At 72.3% G+C, this 22,354-nt stretch carries 15 protein-coding genes and 1 pseudogene; 8 read left to right on the top strand and 8 right to left on the bottom strand.

Features of this window, described 5'->3' with window-relative positions; all coding sequences use genetic code 11:
* Window positions 1-2,777 precede the first annotated feature (2,777 nt).
* Window positions 2,778-5,825 (bottom strand): putative T7SS-secreted protein, encoded by a 3,048-nt coding sequence (locus CCN51_RS42070; RefSeq protein ID WP_086860773.1) that lies wholly within the window; start codon window positions 5,823-5,825, stop codon window positions 2,778-2,780.
* A gap of 206 nt (window positions 5,826-6,031) precedes the next feature.
* Here CCN51_RS42070 and CCN51_RS42065 point away from each other — a divergent pair, with 206 nt between their 5' ends.
* Together CCN51_RS42065 and CCN51_RS42060 are read left to right on the top strand one after the other, a co-directional pair.
* On the top strand, window positions 6,032-7,021 hold the full coding sequence (locus tag CCN51_RS42065) for a hypothetical protein (RefSeq protein ID WP_014181808.1): 990 nt from the start codon (window positions 6,032-6,034) through the stop codon (window positions 7,019-7,021).
* A 19-nt stretch (window positions 7,022-7,040) separates the two neighbouring features.
* A complete protein-coding gene (locus tag CCN51_RS42060) occupies window positions 7,041-7,346 on the top strand; it encodes a hypothetical protein (RefSeq protein ID WP_014181807.1) in 306 nt (101 codons plus the stop codon).
* Between the two features lie 60 nt (window positions 7,347-7,406).
* Here the strand turns inward: CCN51_RS42060 and CCN51_RS42055 are convergent, their stop codons facing one another.
* From CCN51_RS42055 to CCN51_RS42035, 5 genes are all read right to left on the bottom strand, one after another.
* On the bottom strand, window positions 7,407-11,969 hold the full coding sequence (locus tag CCN51_RS42055) for an FtsK/SpoIIIE domain-containing protein (protein WP_086013785.1): 4,563 nt from the start codon (window positions 11,967-11,969) through the stop codon (window positions 7,407-7,409).
* Between the two features lie 32 nt (window positions 11,970-12,001).
* A complete protein-coding gene (locus CCN51_RS42050) occupies window positions 12,002-13,456 on the bottom strand; it encodes a hypothetical protein (RefSeq protein WP_143676066.1) in 1,455 nt (484 codons plus the stop codon).
* A gap of 111 nt (window positions 13,457-13,567) precedes the next feature.
* Window positions 13,568-14,794 (bottom strand): MAB_1171c family putative transporter, encoded by a 1,227-nt coding sequence (locus CCN51_RS42045; protein WP_014181804.1) that lies wholly within the window; start codon window positions 14,792-14,794, stop codon window positions 13,568-13,570.
* Entirely contained in the window at window positions 14,787-15,254 is a 468-nt protein-coding gene (locus CCN51_RS42040; RefSeq protein WP_143676065.1) for an ImmA/IrrE family metallo-endopeptidase, read from the bottom strand. Before CCN51_RS42040 ends, CCN51_RS42045 begins: the two co-directional genes overlap by 8 nt.
* Before the next feature lie 68 nt (window positions 15,255-15,322).
* A complete protein-coding gene (locus tag CCN51_RS42035) occupies window positions 15,323-15,847 on the bottom strand; it encodes a helix-turn-helix domain-containing protein (protein ID WP_014181802.1) in 525 nt (174 codons plus the stop codon).
* A 424-nt stretch (window positions 15,848-16,271) separates the two neighbouring features.
* On the opposite strand from CCN51_RS42035, the gene CCN51_RS42030 reads away from it, so the two are divergent.
* Together CCN51_RS42030 and CCN51_RS42025 are read left to right on the top strand one after the other, a co-directional pair.
* Complete coding sequence (locus CCN51_RS42030; protein WP_043488183.1) at window positions 16,272-17,084, top strand: thioesterase II family protein; 813 nt, start codon at window positions 16,272-16,274, stop codon at window positions 17,082-17,084.
* Between the two features lie 200 nt (window positions 17,085-17,284).
* The gene (locus CCN51_RS42025) at window positions 17,285-17,938 is read left to right on the top strand and encodes a TetR/AcrR family transcriptional regulator (RefSeq protein ID WP_043492562.1); all 654 of its coding nucleotides are present in this window, start codon (window positions 17,285-17,287) and stop codon (window positions 17,936-17,938) included.
* Between the two features lie 45 nt (window positions 17,939-17,983).
* Here the strand turns inward: CCN51_RS42025 and CCN51_RS42020 are convergent, their stop codons facing one another.
* A complete protein-coding gene (locus tag CCN51_RS42020) occupies window positions 17,984-18,631 on the bottom strand; it encodes a TetR/AcrR family transcriptional regulator (protein WP_014181798.1) in 648 nt (215 codons plus the stop codon).
* Between the two features lie 224 nt (window positions 18,632-18,855).
* Between CCN51_RS42020 and CCN51_RS42015 the strand changes: the two genes are divergently transcribed.
* From CCN51_RS42015 to CCN51_RS42005, 3 genes and pseudogenes are all read left to right on the top strand, one after another.
* On the top strand, window positions 18,856-19,623 hold the full coding sequence (locus CCN51_RS42015) for an SDR family NAD(P)-dependent oxidoreductase (RefSeq protein ID WP_014181797.1): 768 nt from the start codon (window positions 18,856-18,858) through the stop codon (window positions 19,621-19,623).
* 155 nt (window positions 19,624-19,778) lie between these two features.
* Entirely contained in the window at window positions 19,779-20,534 is a 756-nt protein-coding gene (locus CCN51_RS42010; protein ID WP_014181796.1) for an NPP1 family protein, read from the top strand.
* Window positions 20,535-20,679: 145 nt separating this feature from the next.
* Window positions 20,680-21,163 (top strand): annotated as a pseudogene (locus CCN51_RS42005) (beta-L-arabinofuranosidase domain-containing protein); the annotation flags it as partial.
* Between the two features lie 34 nt (window positions 21,164-21,197).
* Here CCN51_RS42005 and CCN51_RS42000 read toward each other — a convergent pair.
* On the bottom strand, window positions 21,198-21,686 hold the full coding sequence (locus CCN51_RS42000; protein WP_014181794.1) for a DoxX family membrane protein: 489 nt from the start codon (window positions 21,684-21,686) through the stop codon (window positions 21,198-21,200).
* A gap of 119 nt (window positions 21,687-21,805) precedes the next feature.
* Between CCN51_RS42000 and CCN51_RS41995 the strand changes: the two genes are divergently transcribed.
* The coding region (locus CCN51_RS41995) for a nitrilase-related carbon-nitrogen hydrolase (RefSeq protein WP_086860771.1) at window positions 21,806-22,354 on the top strand (549 nt) is incomplete at its 3' end.

Below are 22,354 nucleotides of genomic sequence, written 5' to 3'. Positions count from 1 at the left end.
CCACCGGCCCCGCGCCTTGCCCTTGCCCTTCCCCTTGCCCGTGGGCGCGGGGCCGGTGGAGCCGTCCTGCGTGGCGCGGGGACGCTTGGACGGCCCGGGTGCGTCGACGGACCCCTGGGTATCTGCGCCACGCGGGCGTTTGCCCTTCGGGGTGGGCACGTTCCCGCCGTCCTGTCCGCCCCCGGCGCCGCGCCGGCCGCCCCCGCGCTTCGGGGGTGGCTGGTCGGGGACGTGCGCCGACCAGCCGCTGCCGTCGTAGCTGGAGTTCCAGGTGAGGTGCAGCGTCGGTCGGCGGTTTCTGGCCGCGACCCCGATGGCCTCGACCGTGAAGGTGGTCCCGTCCCCGGCGGTGACCCGGATGTCCCGGCCGAGCGCCGCCGCGTACTGGGTCAGCAGGGCGTCCCGGGCCGGGTCGTGGGGAAGGGCGCCGTCCGTGCCGCGGAACGTCTGGAAGTCGGTCGTCGACGGGTGCAGCCTGCCGTTCACCAGCCGTGGGAAGAAATTCTCGACGTCGATGCCGGCTCCGTTGATCTGGTCCAGCATCCGGCCGAGCGAGTTGGCGCCGCCCTGGCGCAGGTCCTGGAAGGCGCGCCCGACCAGGTTGCGCATCATCTGGAGCGGGTGCAACGAGAGGTCCCCGGAAGCCTGGGCCGCCTGCTGAAGGGCGTGGAAGAAGGTGCCGGGGGCCGTGGGGAGCTGTCCGCGCGCCAGGTGTTCACGGTTGAAGTAGGCCAGATGACGGGCGAGATAGCCCTCGTCGTGGGTGAGCGCGAGAGACTGCGCGGCAAGCCGCATCTGCTCGGGGTCGATGCCCGCGAACAGCCGCGGCCCGCCGCCGGGCACCGGGGCGGACACCGCGAGACCCACCCGGTTCTTGCCCACGATGCCCAGGCTGTCGTCGAGCGCCGCCGACAGGTCGGCGGCGAGCCGGGTGCTGGGCAGTTCGCCGGGCGGGTGGTGGACCGGCCACAGGGGGTCGTTCCAATTGCCGTCCCTGATGGTCTGTTTGAAGGAGTCGCGAAGCGGCTTCAGCTCGATGCCCTCGCGGGCGGCCTGGCTGTTCTGGCCCGCGCCGAGCGCGTCGCGGCTGAACAGCCGGTCGAGGGGGTTCTTGAGACCGGCGTGGTCCTGCGGCAGCTTGCCGTCCTTGTACCAGCTCTTCATCAGCCGGGACAGGTCGGTCTCGGTGGACGCCTCCTGGAACTTGGTCAGATACGACACGCCCCGGTGCGGCAGGGTGTTGTTCTTGGCGTGCACCTCGCGCAGGGTGCGCAGCTCATCGAGCGTCCGAGCCCCGATGTCCGCCGAGGGGGTGCGCAGCGACTGGTCGAGCTCCCAGGCGTTCAGCCGGTTGAGCCGTTCGCTCAGCTCGCCGAACTCGGCCCCGCCGAGACCGAACCGCACCCGGATCAGATCGTCGGTGAGCAGGGTCGCGGCGGCGTCCACGAAGAGGTTGGGCTCGGGGGCGTACGGCAGCTGCGGGTGGAGGCCGGTGAGCCGGTCGCGGATCCGCATGTCCTGCTCGATCCGGCGGATGAACTCCAGCCGCATGTCCTCCAGCGGGGGCCTGGGGTTTTTCCGCTCCTTCAGCGTCTCGCCGTCGAGCCTGCCCCGGGTGTCGTCGATCAGCCGGTCTGCGCTGCCCACTGGCGGTGGCTCGGGCGCCCGGTAGCCGCCCGCCATCATCAGCGGCCGCATCGGGTTGCCCACCTCGTATCCGTCCTCCACGACCTTCAGCGCGCCCTCCCAGTACTGGAAGACGTGTTCGCCGCCGGGGACCAGGTGGGGGTAGTTGTCGAAGTCCATGATCGCGTGGTACGGGTGCAGATCGTCGGCCATCATCGAGCGGACCATGTGGCGGGTGGCCTGGCTGTCGAGCGTGAGGTTGCGCGCGGTCCCGTAGACGAAGTGGCCGGCCGGGTACGGGCCGAGCGGTGTGGCCACCAGGGCCAGCGGATGGCCGAAGGTGGTCTGGCCGAGGGCGTCCGCGATGGCCTGGCGGATCGCGGGCAGCTGGGCGTGGGAGCCGTTGACCCCGATCACCACGCCGATCCGGCCGTCGAAGCCGTTGAGTTGGTGGGTGAGGGCGTTCAGAAAGCCCGGAAGGCCATTGCCGAGCTCGTCGAACCGGACGATCGCGGTGACCACGAAGCCGAGTTGGCGTGGCTGGGTCTCGATGGCGCGCACCCAGTTCATGTAGTCCGCGCCCGTCATGCCCGCGTGGCCGCCGTTCGTCAGCTGCAGGAAGGCGTCGTTCACCATGGTGTGCGCCGGGGAGGCGCCGCCCGGTACGGTGCCGGGCGGCGGCCAGACGTGGGAGCCGCCGGTCGGGGCGGTGACGGCCTGGCCGGCCGGGGGCGCGGCCGGGGGCGGGTCCACGTCCATCGCGCCCGGCTCGGGGGTCTGGTCCGGCAAGGTGCCGCGTGGCGTGCCCGGGTCCGTCGCATCGGTGATGTCGTCCATGACATCGTCCATGGCGTCGTCGGCGTCGTTCAGGGCTTGGGTCTCCGGGGACGGCGGCGGAGGCGTTCCGCCCATGGAGGCGTCGGACGGGGAGGGCGAGTGCCGGGAGCCGCCCGGCAGTCCGCCCCGCTCGTGGAACATCTGGACGGTGATGGCCTGCATTTGCCGACGCGTGCCGCGCGGGTCGATGCCCAGCCCGTCCAGCCGGGACTCGGCCGCGTCGACGCGCGCGCGGACCGCGCCGAGCTCGTCCAGCGCGCTGAGCTGGGCGGCGGACGGCCCCCGGGAGCCGCCCTGCCCCGGCGGGGGCGTGGTCAGCTCCACCTGCCGCTCGGCCCTGCCGAGATCGGACAGGGCGCGCTCGTACGACGCCCACGCGTTGAGCCGCGTGGCGGCCTCGGAGCCGCTGGTGCCGCCCATGATGAGCTGGTGGGTCTCCCGGATGCGCTGGTTGATCGCGGCCATGGGGGACAGCCCGCCGAACCGGCCCTTGCCCGGGGACGGCGAGGCGTACGGCGGCGGCATATCGGCCGTCGCCTCCCGGTACGGCGGGGGCGGCTGTACGGCCGTCTCGCCCGTCTCGGCGAGCTTGGTGTGCGGCGCGCGGTGGTCTCGGGCGGGCGGCCGGGGTGCGCGACGAGGTCGAGCGCGTCCCCCGCCCCCTTGGCGCCCCCGCTCCCGGCGGCGTCGAGCGGGCCGCGCGCGGACACTCCGCCGGCCGACGGCACCGACCGCGCGCCGAGGCCCCCTGCCGAAGACGCTGAATAGGGCGGCGGTGGCGCGGCGCGCTCGCCGCGCAGCAGATCCATGGCCAGGTCGTGCGCCGCGGCGGCGGACAGCGGCTCCGGGGCGCGGACGACGCCACCCGGCGGCGGTACGGCCGCGCCTGCGCCCGTACCGGCCGGTCCGCCGCGCCCGGGGGCGCCCGGGGAGGCCGCCGCTGTATTGCCGGGCGACGCGGCGTGGGCCGGAACGCCCGGCGGCGCGCTCGCCGCGCCCGTGGGCGCGGGTGTTGCCGGGGCGGCGTGGGCCGCCGAGGCCGGACCGTGTGCTCCCGCGCCCGCCGGTCCGGCGTGCCCAGCGGCGCCCGGCGGGTGGCTCCCGACCACCCCTGCGGGCGGCGGTGCGGCGGTGCCGACGCCCGTACCGGCCACGCCTGCGCGCCCGGGGGCGCCCGCGGAGGCCGCGGCCGTACTGCCGTGCGGCGCGGCAGGCGCCGAGCCGACCCCGGCGTGGGTCGGCACGCCGGGCGAAGCGCTCGCCTCGCCCGCAGGCGCGGGCGTCGCCGGGGCGGCGTGGACCCCCGCGCCCGAGGGTGCGCTGTGCCCAGCGGCGCCCGCCGGGGCCCCCGGCGCATGGCCCCCGACCACCCCTGCAGGCGGCGGAGCGGCGGCGGCGGGCACCGCCGCCGTCCCGGTGGCCGCATGCAGGGTGCCCGGCGCCGCACCCCCGACAACCCCCACAGCCGCCGGGGCCGCCGCCGCGCCGGCGGGCACCGGGGCGGTGCCCGCGAGCGTGTGCGCGTCGACGGTCCGGGGGGCCGCGTCCCCGATCCGCAGGGTGATGCCGTCGCTCCGGATGGCGGTGACGGCGACATCCCCGTGGGCGAGGGCATTCAGCTCAGGAAAGGTCAGATCGTTCAGCGCCTCGGCGTGTCCCACCGCGCCGCGGGCCATGGTGACCCCGTCGGACACCCCGCCGGCCGAGGCGACGCCGGGGACGGACTCCTGGCCGGTGTGGGACACCGAGGACGGGGTGTGGGCGTCGCGCAGCAGGTCGATGGCGGTGTTGCCGGGCAGCAGCAGATTGTTGTCCAGCCGCACCTGGCCTGCGGCGAAGTCCATCTGATGGAGCGTCTGGAGGCCCTGGCCGCCAGGCGCCGCGTGGGCGGCCGGGACGACCAGGCCGCCCGGGCTGGTGGTCATCCCGTGGGGCAGGGGCGCGGTGGTCAGGCCGTGGGACGCGCCGAGCCCCTGGGGCGTCAGGGCGCCCAGGTTGACGGTGGGCAGCTCGGTCAGCGGGGTCAGCGGTACGGCTCCCAGGGTGCCCGTACCGAGGCCGCCGAGGTGGAGGCCGCCCCCTGGCAGAAACGCGCCGGGCGGCCGGATGAGCCCGGTGGGCGCCAGGGCGCCGGGGCCGGTCTGCACCGGGGGGATACCGCGCAGGGCCGCGTCCGTACGTCCCGCGTTGGCCAGCAGGGCGTGCAACTCGGGCTGGGCGATGCCGAGGACGCGCTCGCCGAAGGCGAGCCGGGCGGCGCCGCCGATGCCGAGGACGCTGAGCTCGGTGAAGTTCAGCGGGAGGAGGGTGGCGGCACCGAGCCGGGCGAGCCGCTGCAGATTGGCCAGCGAGTAGGCGCCGGTCTTGGCCCAGGCGCCGGTCGAGGAGGCGGTGACGCGCGCCCAGTCGCTGCCGATCGCGCCGATCGCGCTGTTCCAGCCGCCCTTCAGCGCGTTGCCGAAGCCCTTGCCAAGCGCGATGACGTCGATCTTGACCAGCGGGGCGAGATGGGCGCCGATCACCATCGGGGCCACGACGATCTTGGGCAGGCCGGTGAGCGAGGAGAAGTGGCTGATCTGGCCGAAAAGGCCACGTCCCGCGCCGGTCAGACCGCCGACGGCGCCCTTGAGGCCGTTGCCGAGGCCCTTGATGATGGCGCCGACGTTGATGGCCTTGGTGGTGGGGAAGAGCACGCCGAGGAAGGCCAGGCCGAGTTCGAGCCCGCTGGCCTTGCCCTGGCTGAAGTCCACGATGGTCTTGATGAGCAGGACGGCGTTCATGCCCCAGGCGATGATGCCGAGGATGCCGCCGGTGAAGACCGCGATCACCGAAATGATGATCGTCAGCCACTGGAACGCCTCCCAGAACAGATCGCAGTCGCTGACCGGCTGGACCATCATCGCGCCCGCGTCATGGAGTTGCCGGCGCAGCTCGCCCGCGGCGTTGGACACGTCGGTGCGGGCGTCCTCGGCGCGCTGAGTGAGCGGCTGCCGCTGCGGATCGTCCTCGGGCAGCCCCTGAGCGGTGGAGAGCGCCTGGTCGGCCTCGCCCTGAGCGGTCTCGACGGCGGTCGCGTAGACGCGGATGGCGTTTTCGGCCTTGCGGAAGGACTCCTCGACATGCCCGACGAAGTTGTACAGATGGCTGTCCACCATCTCGCGCAGCCGGTCGGCGGTGACGCCGATGAACCGCTGTCCGTCGCCCGCGGTGGTCTGCAGTTCGCGCAGCCCGGTGTTGACGACCCCGGCGGAGGTCGCCAGGTCGCGCATGGTGTCGGCGACGGTGTTCAGCATGGCGGGGTCACCCGGGACCGGGTCACCGCTGAGGCCGAGCGCGCTCCAGTCGCCGGGACGGGTCGGCACGCTGCTCCTCCCCCCTGACGGTCAGCTGTGGCACGGGCGCTTCACCGGTGGGCACCTACACTTGGGTAACTCACCGACGAGCGAGCGCGGTTCATCGGAATGAACGGTACGTCAGACATGGTTGATTCCTGAACCGGACCACACTTTTGGGCCGTTGGTCACGGTAGGGCAGTATGAGCCCGCAGCGAGCCGACCCAGGGGGGACCGTGCCTGACATCGTTGTCGACTACGAACTGCTCAACCAGGTCGCACAGAAGGCCAGCAGCCTCAAGGAGCAGGTCAAGCAGGCCCGGGAGAGCAATCAGAACTACACCACCGAGCAGGTGGGCGGGGGCGGCGTCTCCTACGCCATCCAGGCGTACTACGAGGTCTGGAAGGGCTCCTTCAAACGCTCCGAGGAGAAGCTGGAGCAGCTTCACAACCTCTACGAGGGCGTCGCGCGGGGCTGGGCGGACTGGGACTTCCGGCTGGCCGGGGAGGCCGGCAAACAGGAGGCGTCGCTGGCCGCGGATCTCTATCGCACGCAGAAGGAGATCTGGGACGACTGGCAGGAGGCGGTCGCCAAGGGGTACGTCGACCCGAACGACCCGCATGCGCCGAAGCCGCCGGGCGAGCGCGAGAGCCAGTGGACGACCACCGACGGCCATGGCAACACCACCACCACGACCTACGAGTACGGCCCGGACGGCAAGCCCACCAAAATCACCACCACCATCACCACCAGCAGCGGGCTCACCTCCACCGACACCACCAACTACCACCCCGACGGCACGTACGACTCGACCGCCACCGATGTCTACGGCAACGTCACCACCACCACCGGCAACTCGCAGACCACCGAATCGGGGGACCACAAGAACACCAAGGACACCTTCACCAGCACCACCAAGACCCCGGACGGCAAACAGTCCACCACCACCGGGACCACCACCTCGGACTACAACTCCACCACCGGCCACCGGGACTCCACCACGACCTACACCACCACGGGGCCCGACGACGACGGCAAGGAACAGACCGTGCACGGCACGACCACGTCCTCGCTCGATGTGAACGGCCATGAGGTGATCGAGACGATCGAGGTCCACGAGGACGGCAGCGGCACCCGCACGGTGGAGACGGACGGCCGCAAGGAGGAGTGGACCAGCGACCATGCTGACCAGAACTCCGGCTGGGTCACGAAAGAAGACGACTAGACAAGGCAGGAACCACACCATGCCCGCAGGCAACATCAACCTCGACTACGCCGAGATCATGCGCGTTTCCGGGGTCATGAACCAGGCCGTCAACGACATCAACCCGCATCTGCTGTCCACCAAGACCTCGGTGGAGGGGCTGCTGGACAACGGTCTGTTCATGCAGCAGAGCAGCCCGGCGATGAAGGCCGCCTACGAGAAGCTGACGGCCTCGCTGCAGCAGGCGGTGGAGAGCATCAACAGCTTCGCCACCCAGTTCACGAAGATCAAGGAGTCCGTCGAGCAGATGGACAAGGACATCGCCGCCAGCACCAACAACGGCTGACCCGGCGCCCACCGGGCTCCCCCTCACCACGGAGCGGGAGCCCGGGTCCTTCCTGCCCGGTCAGCCCATACCGTCCGACCGCAGCACCGTCTCCGGGACCAGCACCGACACCAGCGCCCCGGTGACCGGGTCGACGGTCAGCCCGCGCCCCGGGACCGGCCGCCCGCGCAGCAGGTCGTACGGGACCCGCACCCCTAGCAGATCGCCCTCGCCGGGCGACTGCGGCGACAGCAACAGCCCCTTGCGGACCCGGCGGACCTGGCCGAGCCAGCCGATGCCCGCGGAGGTGAGGGTTTCGGCGGTGGCCGCCACCGCGAGCCCCTGGCCGCGGTCCCGGCCGGTGGAGGCGATCTCCCGCAGCACCGAGTCGGCGGACGGCATCTGGGCCAGCAGATCCGCGTCGTCCACCAGCACCACCACGGGCCCCGCCTCGGCCTCCAGCGCCTGCCGCACCTCGTCCGCGCCCGGGTCGGGCGTCTCGATGACATGGGCCCGCGGATGCCTGCCCAGGCCCCGCAGCGGCGATTCGCGCGGGGTCAGCGCGACCACCCGCGCCCCGCCCGCCAGCAGCGACACCGCGAGGCTCGCCAGCGCCGTGGAGCGGCCCACGCCGGGCGGCCCGCTGATCATGAAGGACGGGGCGTCCGCCGCGAAGTCCACCCCGACCGGGCCGAGGTCGTCGCCGCCCACTCCGAGCAGCCCCCACAGCGGGCGGCGCAAACCGGCGGGCACCTTCTCGTAGGCATCGGTGAACGTCACCCGCTTCGGCAGGCTCGCCACCTTCACCGGGCGCAGCGCGGCGGGCACCTCGAGATCACGGCGGGCGGCCTCGACGCCGATCCGCCGCAGCGCCTCCGCCTGGTCGCGCCCGGCGCCCACGGCGCTCAACAGGGCCACCTGCACCTCGGTGGCGCTGCCGCCGCGCCAGCCGCGCCCCTGCGGTACGACGGCCGGGATCTGCTTGGACGGGATCTGCGCCAGCATGTACTCGCTGCGGTCGGTCAGCCGCAGCAGCAGCCGCTCGTCGTTCAGCGACGCCACCTTGCCGGACAGCAGGGCGCGTTCGGAGGTGGCGATCACATGCAGGCCCATCGGGGCGCCCTCGCGGATCAGCGCGGTGAGCTCCTGCACCGGCCGGCCGCCGTCGTGGTCGCCGAGCAGCGCGGTCAGCGAGTCCCAGCCGTCGATGAGCAGCACCGTGTGGGCGGGGCGCTCGGCGGGCGGCAGGATGGAGCGCAGTTCGGCCAGGTTGGCCGCGCCGTGCGAGGTGAGCAGTTCCTGGCGGCGCCCCATCTCGGCGATGAGCCGCGCCAGCAGCCGGTTCAGCCGTTCCAAGTCGGCCCGGGGCACCACCGCGCCGCAGTGCGGCAGATCGCCCAGCGCCGTCAGCGCGCCGCCCGCCGCGTCGATGCCGTAGAGGTGGACGTCGGCGCAGGAGTGACGGCGGGCCAGCGCGCCCGCGATGGTCCGCAGCGCCTGGGAGCGGCCCGAGCGCGGCGTGCCGATGATGTACAGGTGCCCGAAGCGGGAGAGGTCCAGCTCCAGCGGCTCCTGGCGCTGGGCACCCGGCAGGTCGGCCAGCGCCCAGGGCACCGACGCGAGCCCGCCGCCCGGCTGGTCGGGCCGGTCCGGAAGCTCCTCCAGGGTGATCGTCTGCGGCAGCGGGGGCAGCCACGGGCTGGGCTGCGGCGCGATGGCGAGCGAGGCCGCGGCCTCCCCTACGGACTCCACGAGCGCCGTCAGATCGGTGGGCACCTCATCGGCGTCCAGCAGCGGCAGTTCGTCCTCGGCCTCGTGCGCGGGGCCCGGTTCCACCGCCGTACGGCCCAGCAGCGACCAGGTCAGCTCGGCGGCCCAGACCGTGGCTTCGGGCGCCTCGGCCGGGGCGGGCCCGGGGACCTCGTCCAGCCGCGGCGCGCCCACGAAGGCCGTCTGGAACGGCAGCACCGAGCGGTGGCCGGTCCTGGCCAGGGCGCGGCCCGGGGTGGCGCCGGAGATCGTCACCGCGTCGTTGACCTCCAGTACGTCCTGGCTGTCCATCGCGTCGGTGACGCGCAGCGCGATCCGCAGATTGGTGTTGGCCCGGATGTCGGCAGTGATCACGCCGGCGGGCCGCTGCGTGGCCAGCAGCAGATGCAACCCCAGGGAGCGGCCGCGCTGGGCGATGCCGACCAGCCCGGGGATGAACTCCTGGACGTCGCGCGCCAGCGTCGCGAACTCGTCGATGACCAGCAGCAGCCGGGGCAGCGGGGGCAGCGCCGGATCGCGCCGCCGCATCGCCCGGTACTCGGCGTGGTCCTTCGCCCCGGCCTCCGCCAGCGCCCGCTCGCGGCGGACCAGTTCGGCGGTCAGCGAGGCCAGCGCCCGCTCCACCAGATGGCTGTCCAGGTCGGTGACCATGCCGAGCACGTGCGGCAGCCGTACGCAGTCCTTGAAGGCGCTGCCGCCCTTGTAGTCGATGAGCACGAACGTCATCTCGTCCGGCCGGTTGACCGCCGCGAGCGAGGCCACCAGGGTCTGCAGCAGCTCCGACTTGCCGGCGCCCGTGGTGCCCGCGATCAGCCCGTGCGGGCCGTCCTTGACCAGGTCGAAGGTGACCGGTCCGGTGTAGCCGACGCCCAGCAGCGCCCCGGTGGACGCGGGCCGCTTGCCCCAGCGGCGGACCAGTTCCTCGGACCTCGGCGGCTCCAGGTCCAGCAGCCCGAGCAGCCGCACCTGGTCCGGCAAGCCGTCCGAGCCGTCGGGGGTGACGTCCCGTACGGCCGCCAGCGAGCGGGCGATCCGCTCGCCCCACTCGGTGTCCACCTGATCGGGGCGGATACCGGTCACATCGGCGCTGCCCGTACGGCGCACCGTCAGCTCACGCGCGCCCACCGCGCAGACCGTGACGCACTCCTCGGGGAGCATGCGCTCCTCCTGGTCCAGGCAGATCAGGAACACCCGCACCGACGGGCCCTCCTTGAGCACCTGGACCACACCGGGCACATCGCGCAGCCGTCGCGCCCCGTCGAGCACCACCACCAGGTCCGGCTCGCTCAGCAGGGCACCGCTCATCGCGGAGTCCCGGGCGCGCATCCTCGACCGGATGGCCGAGACCAGCTCGGAGACCCGGTTGGCGACGGTCTCGGGGTCGTTGCCGACCGTCACCGACGGGCCGCCGGAGCGCGCCGCCGCCACCCCGCCACGCCCCGGGCGGGCATGCGGCAGCCAGCGCACCCACTCCCAGGCGGACGCCCCCGCCATGTCCGTCAGCACAGTCACCCGTACGTCCCGGGGGCTGTGCAGGACCGCCGCCTGCGCCACCGCCCAGCGGGCCAGCGCCCGGGCCGCCTCCCGCTCCCCCGCGATGCCGACCACGCCGTCGGCGGCGAGGTCCACCTGGACCGGCATATCCGGGATCCGCCAGTTCACCGAGCGGTGATTGTCCTCGCGGGAGCTGTCGTCGATGGTCAGCAGCGAGGACTGGGCGACCGTCCCCACCCGCAGCGCCAGGTGGTCCGGGTGGCCGCGCCGCCGCTCCCACAGCCTGGTGCCGGGACCGACCGCCCACAGTCCGGTGGTGGCCGGATCGGGTCCCGCGTCGACCCTCAGCCGCCGCTCGCGGTCGACCTTCTCCCGTACGTCGGCCTCCAGCGAGGCACGGCGCGCGCGGTAACTCGCCACGCCGGCCAGGTACTCGCGCCGCCCGCTGCGGCGGGTGGTCACATAGTTCGCGATGGCCAGGAACGGGCTGAAGACCGCGAACATGAGATAGAAGTACGACCCGAGGAACGTGACCATGGCGATCCCGAGGAACATCGGCGCCGCCACCACCAGTACCGGGATCGACCGCCGCGACGGCGGGGTCGGCGGCGCGGGCAGCACAAACCGCTCCGGCGTCAGCGGCGGGATGATCCTCGGCGGCCGGTTGAAGTCCAGAAACGCGCCGTCGGCCGACACCGTCACCGCCGCGTCGGCCTCGGTGGGCTCCGCGACCCGCAGCAGGTACTCCCCGAAGACCAGCTCGCCGTCCAGCGGCCACTGTGTCCAGCCACGCGGCACCGGCTCATGCCGGTCGGCGTCCGGATCCGGCAGCGGGGGCGGTGGCGCGGGCGGCAGCGGGGCCGCGTCGGCGCGTGGCCGCTCCGGGGGCGGCTGGGGCACCGACAGCGCCACGGCGGCGCCCGCCTGACCGGTGTTCAGCAGCACACCCCCGTCCGGGCGGACCGTCACCCGGATCCCCGCGGGCGGTACGTCGCGGCCCTCCAGCCGCACCGCGCTGCCGGGCTCCGGGCCCACCGTGTACGTACCGGGCCGCAGCAGCCAGACCCGCCCGGCGCCGCGCCCGCCCACGAGCTGCAGCTCGACCTGGGGGCCGCGCGGCAGCCGCTCGCCGTCGGCGGACCGCGAGGGCGGCGGCAACTCCTCGCGCCCGGGCCCGTACGCACCCCCGTCCCCGGGCGCCGGGGCACCGAGCCCCAGCCGGGCCCCGTCCCGCACCCCGGGCGCCGCCAGCGGCAGTTCGGCGGGCAGCGGCCGGTCCCCGAGGAACAGTTCGGCGCCCTGAGGGCCCGTGGCATGACCCATCTCGGCCAGACGGACGGCGACGGCCCGGGCGGTGGTGGTACCGCTCACATCAAGCATGACGTCGCTCTCGGCAACGCTCACAAAAAGTCTCACGGCTGCGAAGAAGTCCGTTCGTTTGTCGTGCCGGATGCGGCGGAGATGCCGCCGGACCGCGACGGCGGCACGGCGGGAGCGGGCTCGGCGAGATCGCCGTCGTCCCCGAGGTCTTCGTTCCGGACCGGGTCCGTCTCGGCCGTCTCGGGCGGGGCGACTGTTTCGGCCTTCCCGGCCTTCTCTTCTGCGGCTTCTTCTGCGGCTTCCTCCGCGGCTTCTTCTGCGGCCCGTGCGCCGGACGGAGCCGAAGAGAAGGGCGGAGACGGGGCGGGGGCGGGGGCAGGCTCCGCGAAGTCCGCCTCGAGATCGGCTGCGTAATCGGCCGCGAAGTCGGCATCGGCGTAGTCCCGTTGGACCGGGACCACCGCGTCCCGCGGCCCCTCGGCACGCGCGTCCTGCGGCTGCGCGGCCTCGGTACGGGGTCCGGGCACCGCGTCGGCCGGCACCGTGGCCGGCGCGGCCGGGCTCGGGCGCAGGACGGCGGTCCCGGCGGGCGGCTGCCGACGGTCGCGGCGGATGGTGCGGGCGATGGCCCTGGGCAGGGCGGCGGACTCCAGATCGAGGTGGAGGCCGGGGGCCAGGAGGCGGCCGCCGGGCTCGGCGTGGAACGTCCAGGAGGCGCCGGGGACACGGCCGCCGACCAGGGCGCGGAGGCGGCCCGCGGCGCAGAGTTCGGAGATCCGGGCGGCCTGCTCCGGGGTCGGGGACCAGCACACGACGACCGGCGTCAGCGAGGACTCGGCGACCGCGTCCTCCGGTTGGGCGTCGAGGAGGGTGTCGAGATCAGGGCCGGCGTGGCGGGGGTGCACGCCGCGGGCGACCAGGACCGGCGGACCGTCAGGCAGGTGGTCGATCTGGGCGGCCAGGGCCTGGAGCACACCGCGCGACGCGTGGGGGTCGCCCTCGACCGCAAGGGCGGCGGGGCCGCGCATCCAGTCCACGAGGACGGCACCGGGCTGCCGTCGGTCGACACCGACGGCCAGCAGCATGCGTTCCGGACCATCGGACGGGTCGACGGAGGCGGCCGAGGCCGACCAGGACCACTCCCCCGGTTCGGCGGTGGCCTTCTGCCAGGGCCCGGCGGGGGGCAGCGGATCGCGCCCGGCCACGACGACGCGGACCTGCTCGCGGGCCGGGCTCAGCTGTACCGCCAGGGCGTAACAGCCGTCGTCGGTGGTGGAGTCGGCGTGGTCGAGTGCGGCGAGCGCCGTGCCGGGCGCGGCGGGGTCGGCGAGATAGCCGGAGAGGATCCGGGCCCACCGGCGGTGGCGGCTGAAGACGCGGAAGGGCTCGGCGAACGCCCGTCGCGTCATCCGCACTTCCCAGACGATACGGCGGCAGGTGGGCCGCAGGCCGCCCTGGGATCTGATCAACCGCGCCATCAGCCAGACCAGCAGAGTCAAAGCGGCGAGGAAGCCGAGGAGAATCAACCAGGAGGCACGATCGGGCATGCCGAGAGCGAGCCGTGTGTACACCGGAACCTCACGCTGGGGAACGAGTCGGAGGGAACGAACGCTGGATGGCGTGCAACCGCTCCCACCATACGGCGCGTCAGGCGGAGTTCACTGTTCCGCCTCCGCGAGAACGCGCGCGACGAGAGGGCTGTCGAGCTGACGAGCGACAGCGACCAGGTGCCGGCGTTCGGCCTGCGGCGGCACGTCGATGCCCGGCAGCCGCTCACAGGGCATGCCCGGGGGCCGCCCGGACCGCAGGGCTTCCAGAGCTCCCCTGATGCCCGCCGCGGCGGCCAGCGCGTCGTGTTCCGGCGCATCGCGGTCGGGTGAGCCGAGGCCCTGTTCGTCGGTGAGGCGCCGTGCGGCGTTCACGATGTGCTGGGAGGTCCAGGGGCGCAGTGCGAGCTGTCCGTCGCGGATTTCATGGGCCCGGCGCAGGGTGTGGAACTCCCAGGCGGAGCCGGAGGGCGGACTGTGGAGGATGACTCCGGGGTCGGCCTGGGTGACGGTGGTCCACAGCGTCTCCAGGGCGTAGAAGTCGCGCCGGCGCTGTCGCCGGGTGCGCAGAGCGGCACGGGTCCATCCGGTGGCCGTGATCACCCCGCCGAGCGAGGACAGCGCGGGGCCCACATCGGAGGACATGACGTCCAGCGCGTGGCTACCGAGCACCGCGCCGAAAATCGCGATGAGTTTGCATACGCCATAACTGCCGATGAATGTGCAGCCGATGACCAGGAGGCGCAGACTGCCGCGCAGGGTCGGATCGTGAACATCCTTCAAACGTTGGCAGCACACGTACACCATCGACCACAGCGCCCATCCGAAGGCCGCCTGATACACCAGCAGAAAGGCGAACACGGGCGGGCGGTCGGCGAAGGCGGTGTCGAAGGTCAGGGGCTTTTCGCCGGCGGGCAGGTCGGCGGAGAGGAACAGCAACCACATGACGGCGACGGCGGCGGCATAGCGCGGCAGGACCCGGCGCAGGGCGCCGCGCATACCGATCCCCCGAGGTGACCGACCGCCTTTGCCGGCGGCGAGCCGCCGTGGTGACCACAGCAGCGCCAGCGCGCGGAGGCAGCCGAAACACACGATGACCTGGGTGTAGACGACGAGGGTCGCGAGATTCGAGATTCCGCTGGTCTCCCCGAGCCACCGGTAGACCGCCGGGGTGGCGGCGGTGAAGGCGGCGCCGCCGGCCAGGGCCCCCACGGCCATCAGCAGCAGGGCGGGGATCCGTTCGGCGACCCAGGCCAGTGCCTTGTACCCGGCCAGCCCGTACATGACGGCGCTCACGGTGGCGTAGGCGAGGGTGTGGACGTCACCCGCCTCAGACATGGCGCCCCTCGCGGTGGACCAGGGACGGTGCGAGCTGGGCTGCGGGGCCGACCTCGGGCGCGAGGTTCAGCTGCTGGTACAGCAGCGTGCCGATGGTCTCGGCCTCGTGCTCGGTGGGGTCGTCGTAGTGGGAGCGCCCCAGGACCCGGCGCACCACGGCGGGGTCGATGGCGTCGTACCGGGGGAGGTGGCCGAGCAGCAGGTGCGCGAGTTCATGGCAGACGACCAGCAGTTGATGGGCGCGGCTGGTGTGCTTGGGGTAGTAGATGCGGTCGTGTGTCAGGTACTGCTCGTACCGTCCGGTCGGCTCGCCGGGCGCCACCTCCTGCTCGATCAGTCGCAGCGCCCGCTGGAAGCGGGCCTCGTAGGCGGCGTGCAGCTCGGCGAGGGTCGGATGCGGCGGTAGACCCAGGCCCTTCAACAGGGCCCGCACCCTGCGCCGTTCGGACCGCATGCGCACGCTGTCGTCCCTTCCTTCGGCGCGCTGTCAGGAGGCCGGTTCCCGCGGAGATTTCGGGCGGGGCCGATTCACCGTGGCTGTCCCTCACGGCTCTTGTGCTGACGGGCGACGCGGCGCAGCTGGTCCACCAGGGTGTGGACGGTCTCACGCATGTCGTGGGGCAGTACGGCCACGCCCTCGGCGATCTGACGGACCTGGTCGTCGTCGAGCAGCCCGGCGTTCGCCGGTGCCGGACCGCCGACGAGCAGGGTCGAGCCTCCGGCGGCGCGGTTCAGTTGACCGATGGGCTCGCCACGCCGCTGTTGTTCGATGGCCCGCAGGTGCCGCTCGACATCGCGTGCGTAAGGGTCCTCGTCGGGGGAGAAGAAGTACTCCACGCGCACCCCGAACAAGGTGGCCAGCGCGACCGCCCGGTCGGCCCGGGGGACGGAGCGGCCGTTGCGCAGATTGCTGATCTGGCTCACGGACATCCCGACGGCTTCCGCGATCTCCCGCTCCGTGTACGGCCTGCCCAAGTCGGCGGGGTAGATGACCTCTTGCAGGCGCTGGAAGCGTCGCGCGAAGCACTCTGCCGCGTCATGACGTCCTGACATCCGTGGACGCTCTCCGGGGTTGTGCTGGGGGGGCGACATAACCGTGGATCCTAAGCGAACCGTAAGGGGAACACCGCCAGTTCATCCGCGCCGGATCCAAAAAACTGCGACCGACAGGCCCTGGAATGCCCGATATGGGGAAGATGTGTCCGAGGTCGGCTGAATTAGTTGACAGTGTCGGCGGACGTATTACAGGATCTCCTCGCTCGCAGCACACCCTTGGTTCAGCACAACTCCTGATCAAGTAGACCCGTTTTTTCGGTAAAAGAGTTTCCTTGACACCGGACGAGCTCTTCCGCGGCCCGCGCCAAGAGAATTCACTGACAAGAAGCGTACGTTCCGGGAGTCCCGCGTCCATTAATGGCCGACCGTCGTACAACCGGGCCCGGAAAAGCGGACAGCCACAGCAGACAGGGGGAATGGCATGCGTGTCAGGACGGTTGACGGTCACCTCCTGATCGGAGACCCCAGACTGCCCCTGAGGGTGCTCTTCTTCCACTACGCGGGCGCGACCGCGCTGTCCATGCTTCCGCTGGCGCGGGCCCTGCCGTCGGGCTGTGCCGCGGTCTCGTTCGAACTGGACGGCCGGGGGGAGCTGACCGACGCTCCCCCGGTGCGCAGCTTCGACGACGCGGTCAAGCGGCTCCTCCCGGCGTTCCGCAGCTGGGTCGACCGGCCCGCCGTGGTGGTGGGGCACGGTCTGGGCGCCCTCCTCGCCCACGCCCTGGTCTCGGCGCTGCCAGGCGAACGGCGGGGCCACATCAGGGACGTCGTACTGTCGGGGTCCCGGTCCCCGGCGACGACGGCGCGGCTCGCGGCGCATCCGCGCGCCCCGTTCCTGACCAGGACCCGGGAAGAACTCGTCACGGAGCTGCGGCGCCACGGCGGCTGTCCCGCGGAGCTGTTCGACTATCCGCATATGCTCGACCTCGCGGTCACGATGCTCGGCCAGGACCTGCATCTGATGGATACGTACCGCGAACCGCCCGCCATGCCGGCGGGTGGCGGCACGGACTACCACGTGTGGTTCGGCCGTGACGACCAGAGCCTGTCCCCCGCGGAGCTGGAGCGGTGGCGGCTGAGCACACCGTCCTCGCCCCAGCCGCGGGACTTCGCCGGCGACCATGTCTTCCTGTGCCAGGAGCGGCCGCCGGCCGCTGCCCTGCGCGAGCTGGTGAGTGGCCGGCTGGCCGCCGTCGACAGGGAGCCGCCGTCCCCACGGTGCGGCGCCGCTTGAAGGCGTCACCGAGGAGTTTAAAGCAACTGCTTGACTCGGGCCGTGCGGATGGGGTTGCCTGACCGTATGGCCAAGGAGGCCCTGGAGGTGCTGTTGCGTAGGCTTCCCTCCTTGGAACCCGCTGTTGCGGTGGAGGACCTGCGGCGGCTCGAGGGACTGGCCGTCGGAGGGCTGCGAGAAGTCCCGGTGCGGTGGTGATCATGGCCGGCAGGACGGCAAGGGCTGAGCAGGTCAGCGCGACGAGGGAGCTGATCCTGACCGCGGCGGAGCGGCTGTTCGCCGAACGCGGGGTGTACGCGGTGTCCAACCGTCAGGTCAGCGAGGCCGCGGGGCAGGGGAACAACGCCGCGGTCGGCTATCACTTCGGCACCAAGGCCGACCTCGTGCGCGCCATCGCGCGTAAACACTCCGAACAGATCGAGCGGATCCGCACCCGGCTGCTGGCCGAGATCGACGACTCCGACGACATCCGCGACTGGGTGGCCTGCCTGGTACGACCGGTCCCCGAGCATCTGGCGGCCCTGGGCAGCCCGACGTGGTACGCGCGGTTCTGCGCTCAGGTGATGACCGACCCCGCACTCCACGAGATCATCGTCGAGGAGTCCCTGTCCTCCGGGTCGCTTCCGCAGGTCGTCGAAGGGGTGAACCGGCGCCTGCCCGATCTGCCCGCCGATATCCGCGCCGAGCGCGGCGCCATGGCGCGCGAGCTCATCCTGCACATCTGCGCCGAGCGGGAACGCGCCCTCGCCGAGAACACCCCGACGCCCCGTGCCACATGGCACGACACCGCCACCGGGCTGATCGACGCGATCGTCGGGATGTGGCTGGCGCCGGTCACGCACCCGGGGAGTTGACCTGGCCCTCGCTCCTCAACTCCCTGGTCCTCGCATCCGGGGACGTCAGATGGCCAGGCCTTCGGTGGCCTTGAGCAACGCCTGCCGCAACGCCTCCGCGGCGGCGGCCCCGTCCGCCTCCGCGGATCGCCGGGCCCACTCCTCCGCGGCCACGCGCAGGGCCCCGTTGAGCATCACCGCCTTGATCCTCGGCAGCAGATCCGCGGGATCGGCTCCGGTGCGCGCGGCGATGATCTCGGTGAAGACGGGTTCGGCGTCATGGTGGACCTGGAGCCAGACGGCGCGCAGCCCCGGCTCCTCGGGGAGCAAGCGGATCAGCGTCCGGAGCGCGGAGGCGGCCTCCGGCGGGTCGGCGGCCGGGGGCAGGTCCCACTGGATCCCGTCACAGAAGGAGCGGTCCGCGGGCCAGTCGCGCAGCCGCCGGGCGACGGTCTCCAGGCCCGCGGCCAGCAGCGGACGGACGCACTCCTCTTTGGAGGGGAAGTAGCGCCACAGCGTACGGGGCGAGATACCGGCGGCGCGGGCGATGTCCTCGCCCGAGGTCGCCGCCACCCCGCGCTCGCCGAACAGCCGTACCGCCTCATGGGCGATCTCCAGGCGGGTGGCCGCCTTGCGCCGTTCGGTCAGCGGCGGGCGACCGGCCGGCCGGGGCGGGCCGGCCGCGGCGACCGCCCGCGTTCCAGGCTGCTTCACAGTGGTCCCCGTTTCGCTGCTTGAGGGCATGTCCGGTGGGCGTTCCCGGTCGGTTCCCACCCTAGCCAGCGGCTTCGGCCCTCGCGGCGGTCGGCGCCGGGCATGGCCCCTTATTTTCGCCCATGAATGCCACTATGGCAGTCAGTGCCAAAAACCCCTAGGGTGAGCGCCGGACGGACGCACGACGGAGCGCCCGTCTGCCGCGCGGAGAAAGTGGGCATCTTGTGAGCAGCAGCACCGGCCTTCAGGGGCGCAGCGTCATCGTCACCGGAGCGGGATCGGGGATCGGCCGGGCCGCGGCCCTCGCCTTCGCCCGGGAGGGGGCGAAGGTCCTGGTCGCCGACCTCGATCGGGAAGGCGCCGACCAGGCCGTCGAGACGATCACGGCCGAGGGGGGAACCGCCCGCGCGGTCGTCGGCGATCTCGGCGATCAGCAGGTGGTGGACCAGGTCGTCGCCACGGCCGTGGCGGCCTTCGGCGGCCTGGACGTCCTGGTCAACAACGCCGGCATCATGGACCGCTTTTCGGCCGTCGCGGACACCGACGACGCCGAGTGGGACCGGGTGATCCGGGTGAATCTGACGGCGCCCTTTCTGCTGACGCGCGCGGCGCTGCCGCACATGCTGGCCGCAGGTCGCGGCTCGATCGTCTTCACCGCCTCGGAGGCGGCGCTGCGCGGCAGCGCCGCCGGTGCCGCGTACACGGCCTCCAAGCACGGCGTCGTGGGCCTGGTGAAGTCCCTCGCCGTGATGTACCGCGACCAGGGGATCCGGACCAACGCCATCGCGCCCGGCGGCACCGCGACCGCCATCCGGGTCGATGCCGAAGCGGGCGCCCACGGGCCGGCCGTGCTCGGCGCGCACGCCGGCAGCATCGGCCGGATAGCCGCCGCCGAGGAGCAGGCCGCCGCCATCGTCTTCCTCGCCTCCGACGCCGCCGGGAACGTCAACGGCGCCGTCCTGCCCGTCGACAACGGCTGGTCCGCCGTCTGATCGAGCCCAACTCCCCCACGTTCCCCATTGGTTGACTCTTCACCCCGGCGACATCTGTCGCCGCTGACGTTGTCAGGGAAGGATCGAGAGGCTGACTCGGGCATGCCAACGCTGAACGGCCTGCCCCACACCCCCCGGTCCTTCAGGAGGACACAGTGAAGACAAGGTCGCGCATCCGCAAGGTCCCGCTCATCCTCGGCAGCGCCGTCGCGCTGGTCATCGCCTTCCCGGGCAGCGCGCTCGCCGACCCCCCGAAGGCGCTGCCCGGCAACGCGGACGGAATGGAGCAGACATTCCAGCCGGCCTTCGACTACGACACGGACGGCTGCTACCCGACCCCCGCCATCGGACCCGACGGGACCCTCAACGGCGGCCTCAACCCGTCCGGGAACCCCAACGGACAGTGCCACGACCAGTCCGACCTCGACAACACCAACGGATACTCGCGCTACAAGTGCAACAACGGCTGGTGCGCGATCATTTACGGCCTCTACTTCGAGAAGGACCAGGCCACGATCGGCGGGCACCGCCACGACTGGGAACACGTCGTGGTGTGGGTGCAGAACAACCAGGCGCAGTACGTCTCCACCTCCGCCCACGGCAACTTCCAGATCCACAGCCGTGACCAGATCCCGTGGGACGGAACACACCCGAAGGTCGTCTACCACAAGGACGGTCTGAGCACCCACGCCTTCCGCGCCGCGAGCTCGGGCGACGAGCCGCCGGAGAACCACTACCACACCTGGCAGTTCCCCACCCTGGTCGGCTGGAACGGCTACCCCGCGGGGATACGTGACAAGCTGAGCCAGGCCGACTTCGGCAGCGCCACCTTCGGCCTCAAGGACGGCAACTTCAACAGCCATCTCGAGAAGGCCAAGCCGTCCGGGATTCCGTTCGACCCCAACGCCTGACAGGCGGGGCCGGGGGCCGCACGGGCCGCAGTACCGCCCCCGGCCACAGGGAAACCCGGATCTCCCGAAGCATTGGGCCCGCTGTCCGTTGACGATCGCCTGGAAGCCGCCGGAGCCGCTGGCGCCGCCGGTCGCCCAGGCGGGCACGGTCCGCGTCTCGATCCCCTTCCGGCTGAGGGTCGAAAAAGCCCTCGACGACCCGACGACACAGACCCTGTTCTACGGCCCCGTCAACCTGGTGGCCCGCGACCCCGGACGGGACTATCTACGGCTCGGGCTGTACCGCAACGCGGCTCTGTCGGGCGATCTGCTGCCCTCGCTCACCCCCGTGCCGGACAAAGCGCTCCACTACACCCTCGGCGAGGTCGAACTGGCGCCGTTCCACGAGGGCACCGAGGACCCCACACACGCCTACTTCCGGCGAACCGAGCCCGCTGTTGTCTTCGGCGGCACCTCGTCCGGCGTCGCCAACCCCGTCAAGTCCGACGGCACCTCGTCTCGACGACATCTGGGCCGCGGCCCCGTTCGCCACCAAGGCCGGACTCCAGCATGTGACGGCCGGGCTGCTCGGCCGGGCCGAGGGCCAGGCCGTGGTGCGCACCGCGCGCGAGGCTTCGTACACACCCTGACCTGCGGGGCGCACGCCGCCGAGTCGCCGCTCCGCTATTTTCTGTGGCGGCACGGCTTTCTGTGCCGACACGGCTTTCTGTGTCGGCACGCCGCCGGGCACGGCCACGCCCACGCCTGGCGGTCGCTGAGGAATCCCAGGCCGATGCCGAGCAGCCAGAAGTCCTTCGCGAGGGGGACGCCTTCGTCGGTGGGCAGCGGGCTGCCCTTCTGATGGGTGCCGGGGGTGCGGAGATAGAAGCCGACCAGCCCGGTGGCGAAAGCGGTCAGCCCGGCCCCGGCCAGGGCGGTGGGCACCAGGGGCGACAGGAGCGCCGCGCCCAGAGCGACCTCGGTGGAGGCCAGCAGCCTGGTGAACTGGTGGGGCGACATCCGGTTGACTATGGGATAGGCGCCGGCGGCCATGCCGTGGAGCCCCTGCTCGGTCTGCTCGTCGGCGTGGAGCTTGCGCAGACCGGAGTTCAGCATGAACGCTCCGGTCGTGAGCCGAGGAGCGATGTGGTGGGGTCTCATCACGGGGTACATGGCCTTCTCCCTTCGCCGGAAAGCGGGTGACCGTCGGGTAACCCTGCTCACGAGGGGTATGCAGATCCCCGCTCAGCCACCGCCACCGCCACCGGCAGAAACAGAAAGGCCCATGTCCCATGCGTATCGCCCTGAGCCAGCTCACCACCGGCCCGCAGCCCCGGCGGAACCTGGCCGTCCTGCGCGAGCAGGCATACCGCGCGGCGGAGGCCGGCGCCCGTCTCGTGGTGTTCCCCGAGGCGGCGATGGCCTGCTTCGGCACGCGGCTCGGCCCGCTCGCCGAACCGCTGGACGGACCGTGGGCCACCGAGGTGCGGCAGCTCGCCAAGGACGCCGGTCTGGTGGTCGTGGCGGGCATGTTCACCCCGGCACCCGACGGCCGGGTGACCAACACCCTGCTGGTCACCGGCCCCGGAGTCGAGACGTCCTACGACAAAATCCATCTGTATGACGCGTTCGGCTTCACCGAGTCCAGGACCGTGGCCCCGGGCTCCAAGGTGGTGACCTTCGACCTCGACGGCCTCCGGATCGGCCTGGCCACCTGCTACGACGTGCGCTTCCCCGAACTGTTCCGGGCCCACGCCGACGCCGGCGCACATCTCTCGCTGCTGCCCGCCTCCTGGGGCGCGGGGCCCGGCAAACGCGAACAGTGGGAGCTGCTGATCCGG

This window comes from Streptomyces milbemycinicus (assembly GCF_002154605.1).
GTDB lineage: Bacteria > Actinomycetota > Actinomycetes > Streptomycetales > Streptomycetaceae > Streptomyces > Streptomyces milbemycinicus.
The sequence above is the reverse complement of the archived record's forward strand: the minus strand, read 5'-3'. Positions and strand labels throughout refer to the sequence as shown.

Bases quoted from the DNA above. Each gene is read 5' to 3' on its own strand.
- CCN51_RS42030 (WP_043488183.1), top strand. From the start codon at position 16,272: ATGCGTGTCAGGACGGTTGACGGTCACCTCCTGATCGGAGACCCCAGA.
- CCN51_RS42060 (WP_014181807.1), top strand. From the start codon at position 7,041: ATGCCCGCAGGCAACATCAACCTCGACTACGCCGAGATCATGCGCGTT.
- CCN51_RS42035 (WP_014181802.1), bottom strand. From the start codon at position 15,847: ATGTCAGGACGTCATGACGCGGCAGAGTGCTTCGCGCGACGCTTCCAG.
- CCN51_RS42000 (WP_014181794.1), bottom strand. From the start codon at position 21,686: ATGTACCCCGTGATGAGACCCCACCACATCGCTCCTCGGCTCACGACC.
- CCN51_RS42050 (WP_143676066.1), bottom strand. From the start codon at position 13,456: ATGCCCGATCGTGCCTCCTGGTTGATTCTCCTCGGCTTCCTCGCCGCT.
- CCN51_RS42025 (WP_043492562.1), top strand. From the start codon at position 17,285: ATGGCCGGCAGGACGGCAAGGGCTGAGCAGGTCAGCGCGACGAGGGAG.
- CCN51_RS42045 (WP_014181804.1), bottom strand. From the start codon at position 14,794: ATGTCTGAGGCGGGTGACGTCCACACCCTCGCCTACGCCACCGTGAGC.
- CCN51_RS42055 (WP_086013785.1), bottom strand. From the start codon at position 11,969: ATGCTTGATGTGAGCGGTACCACCACCGCCCGGGCCGTCGCCGTCCGT.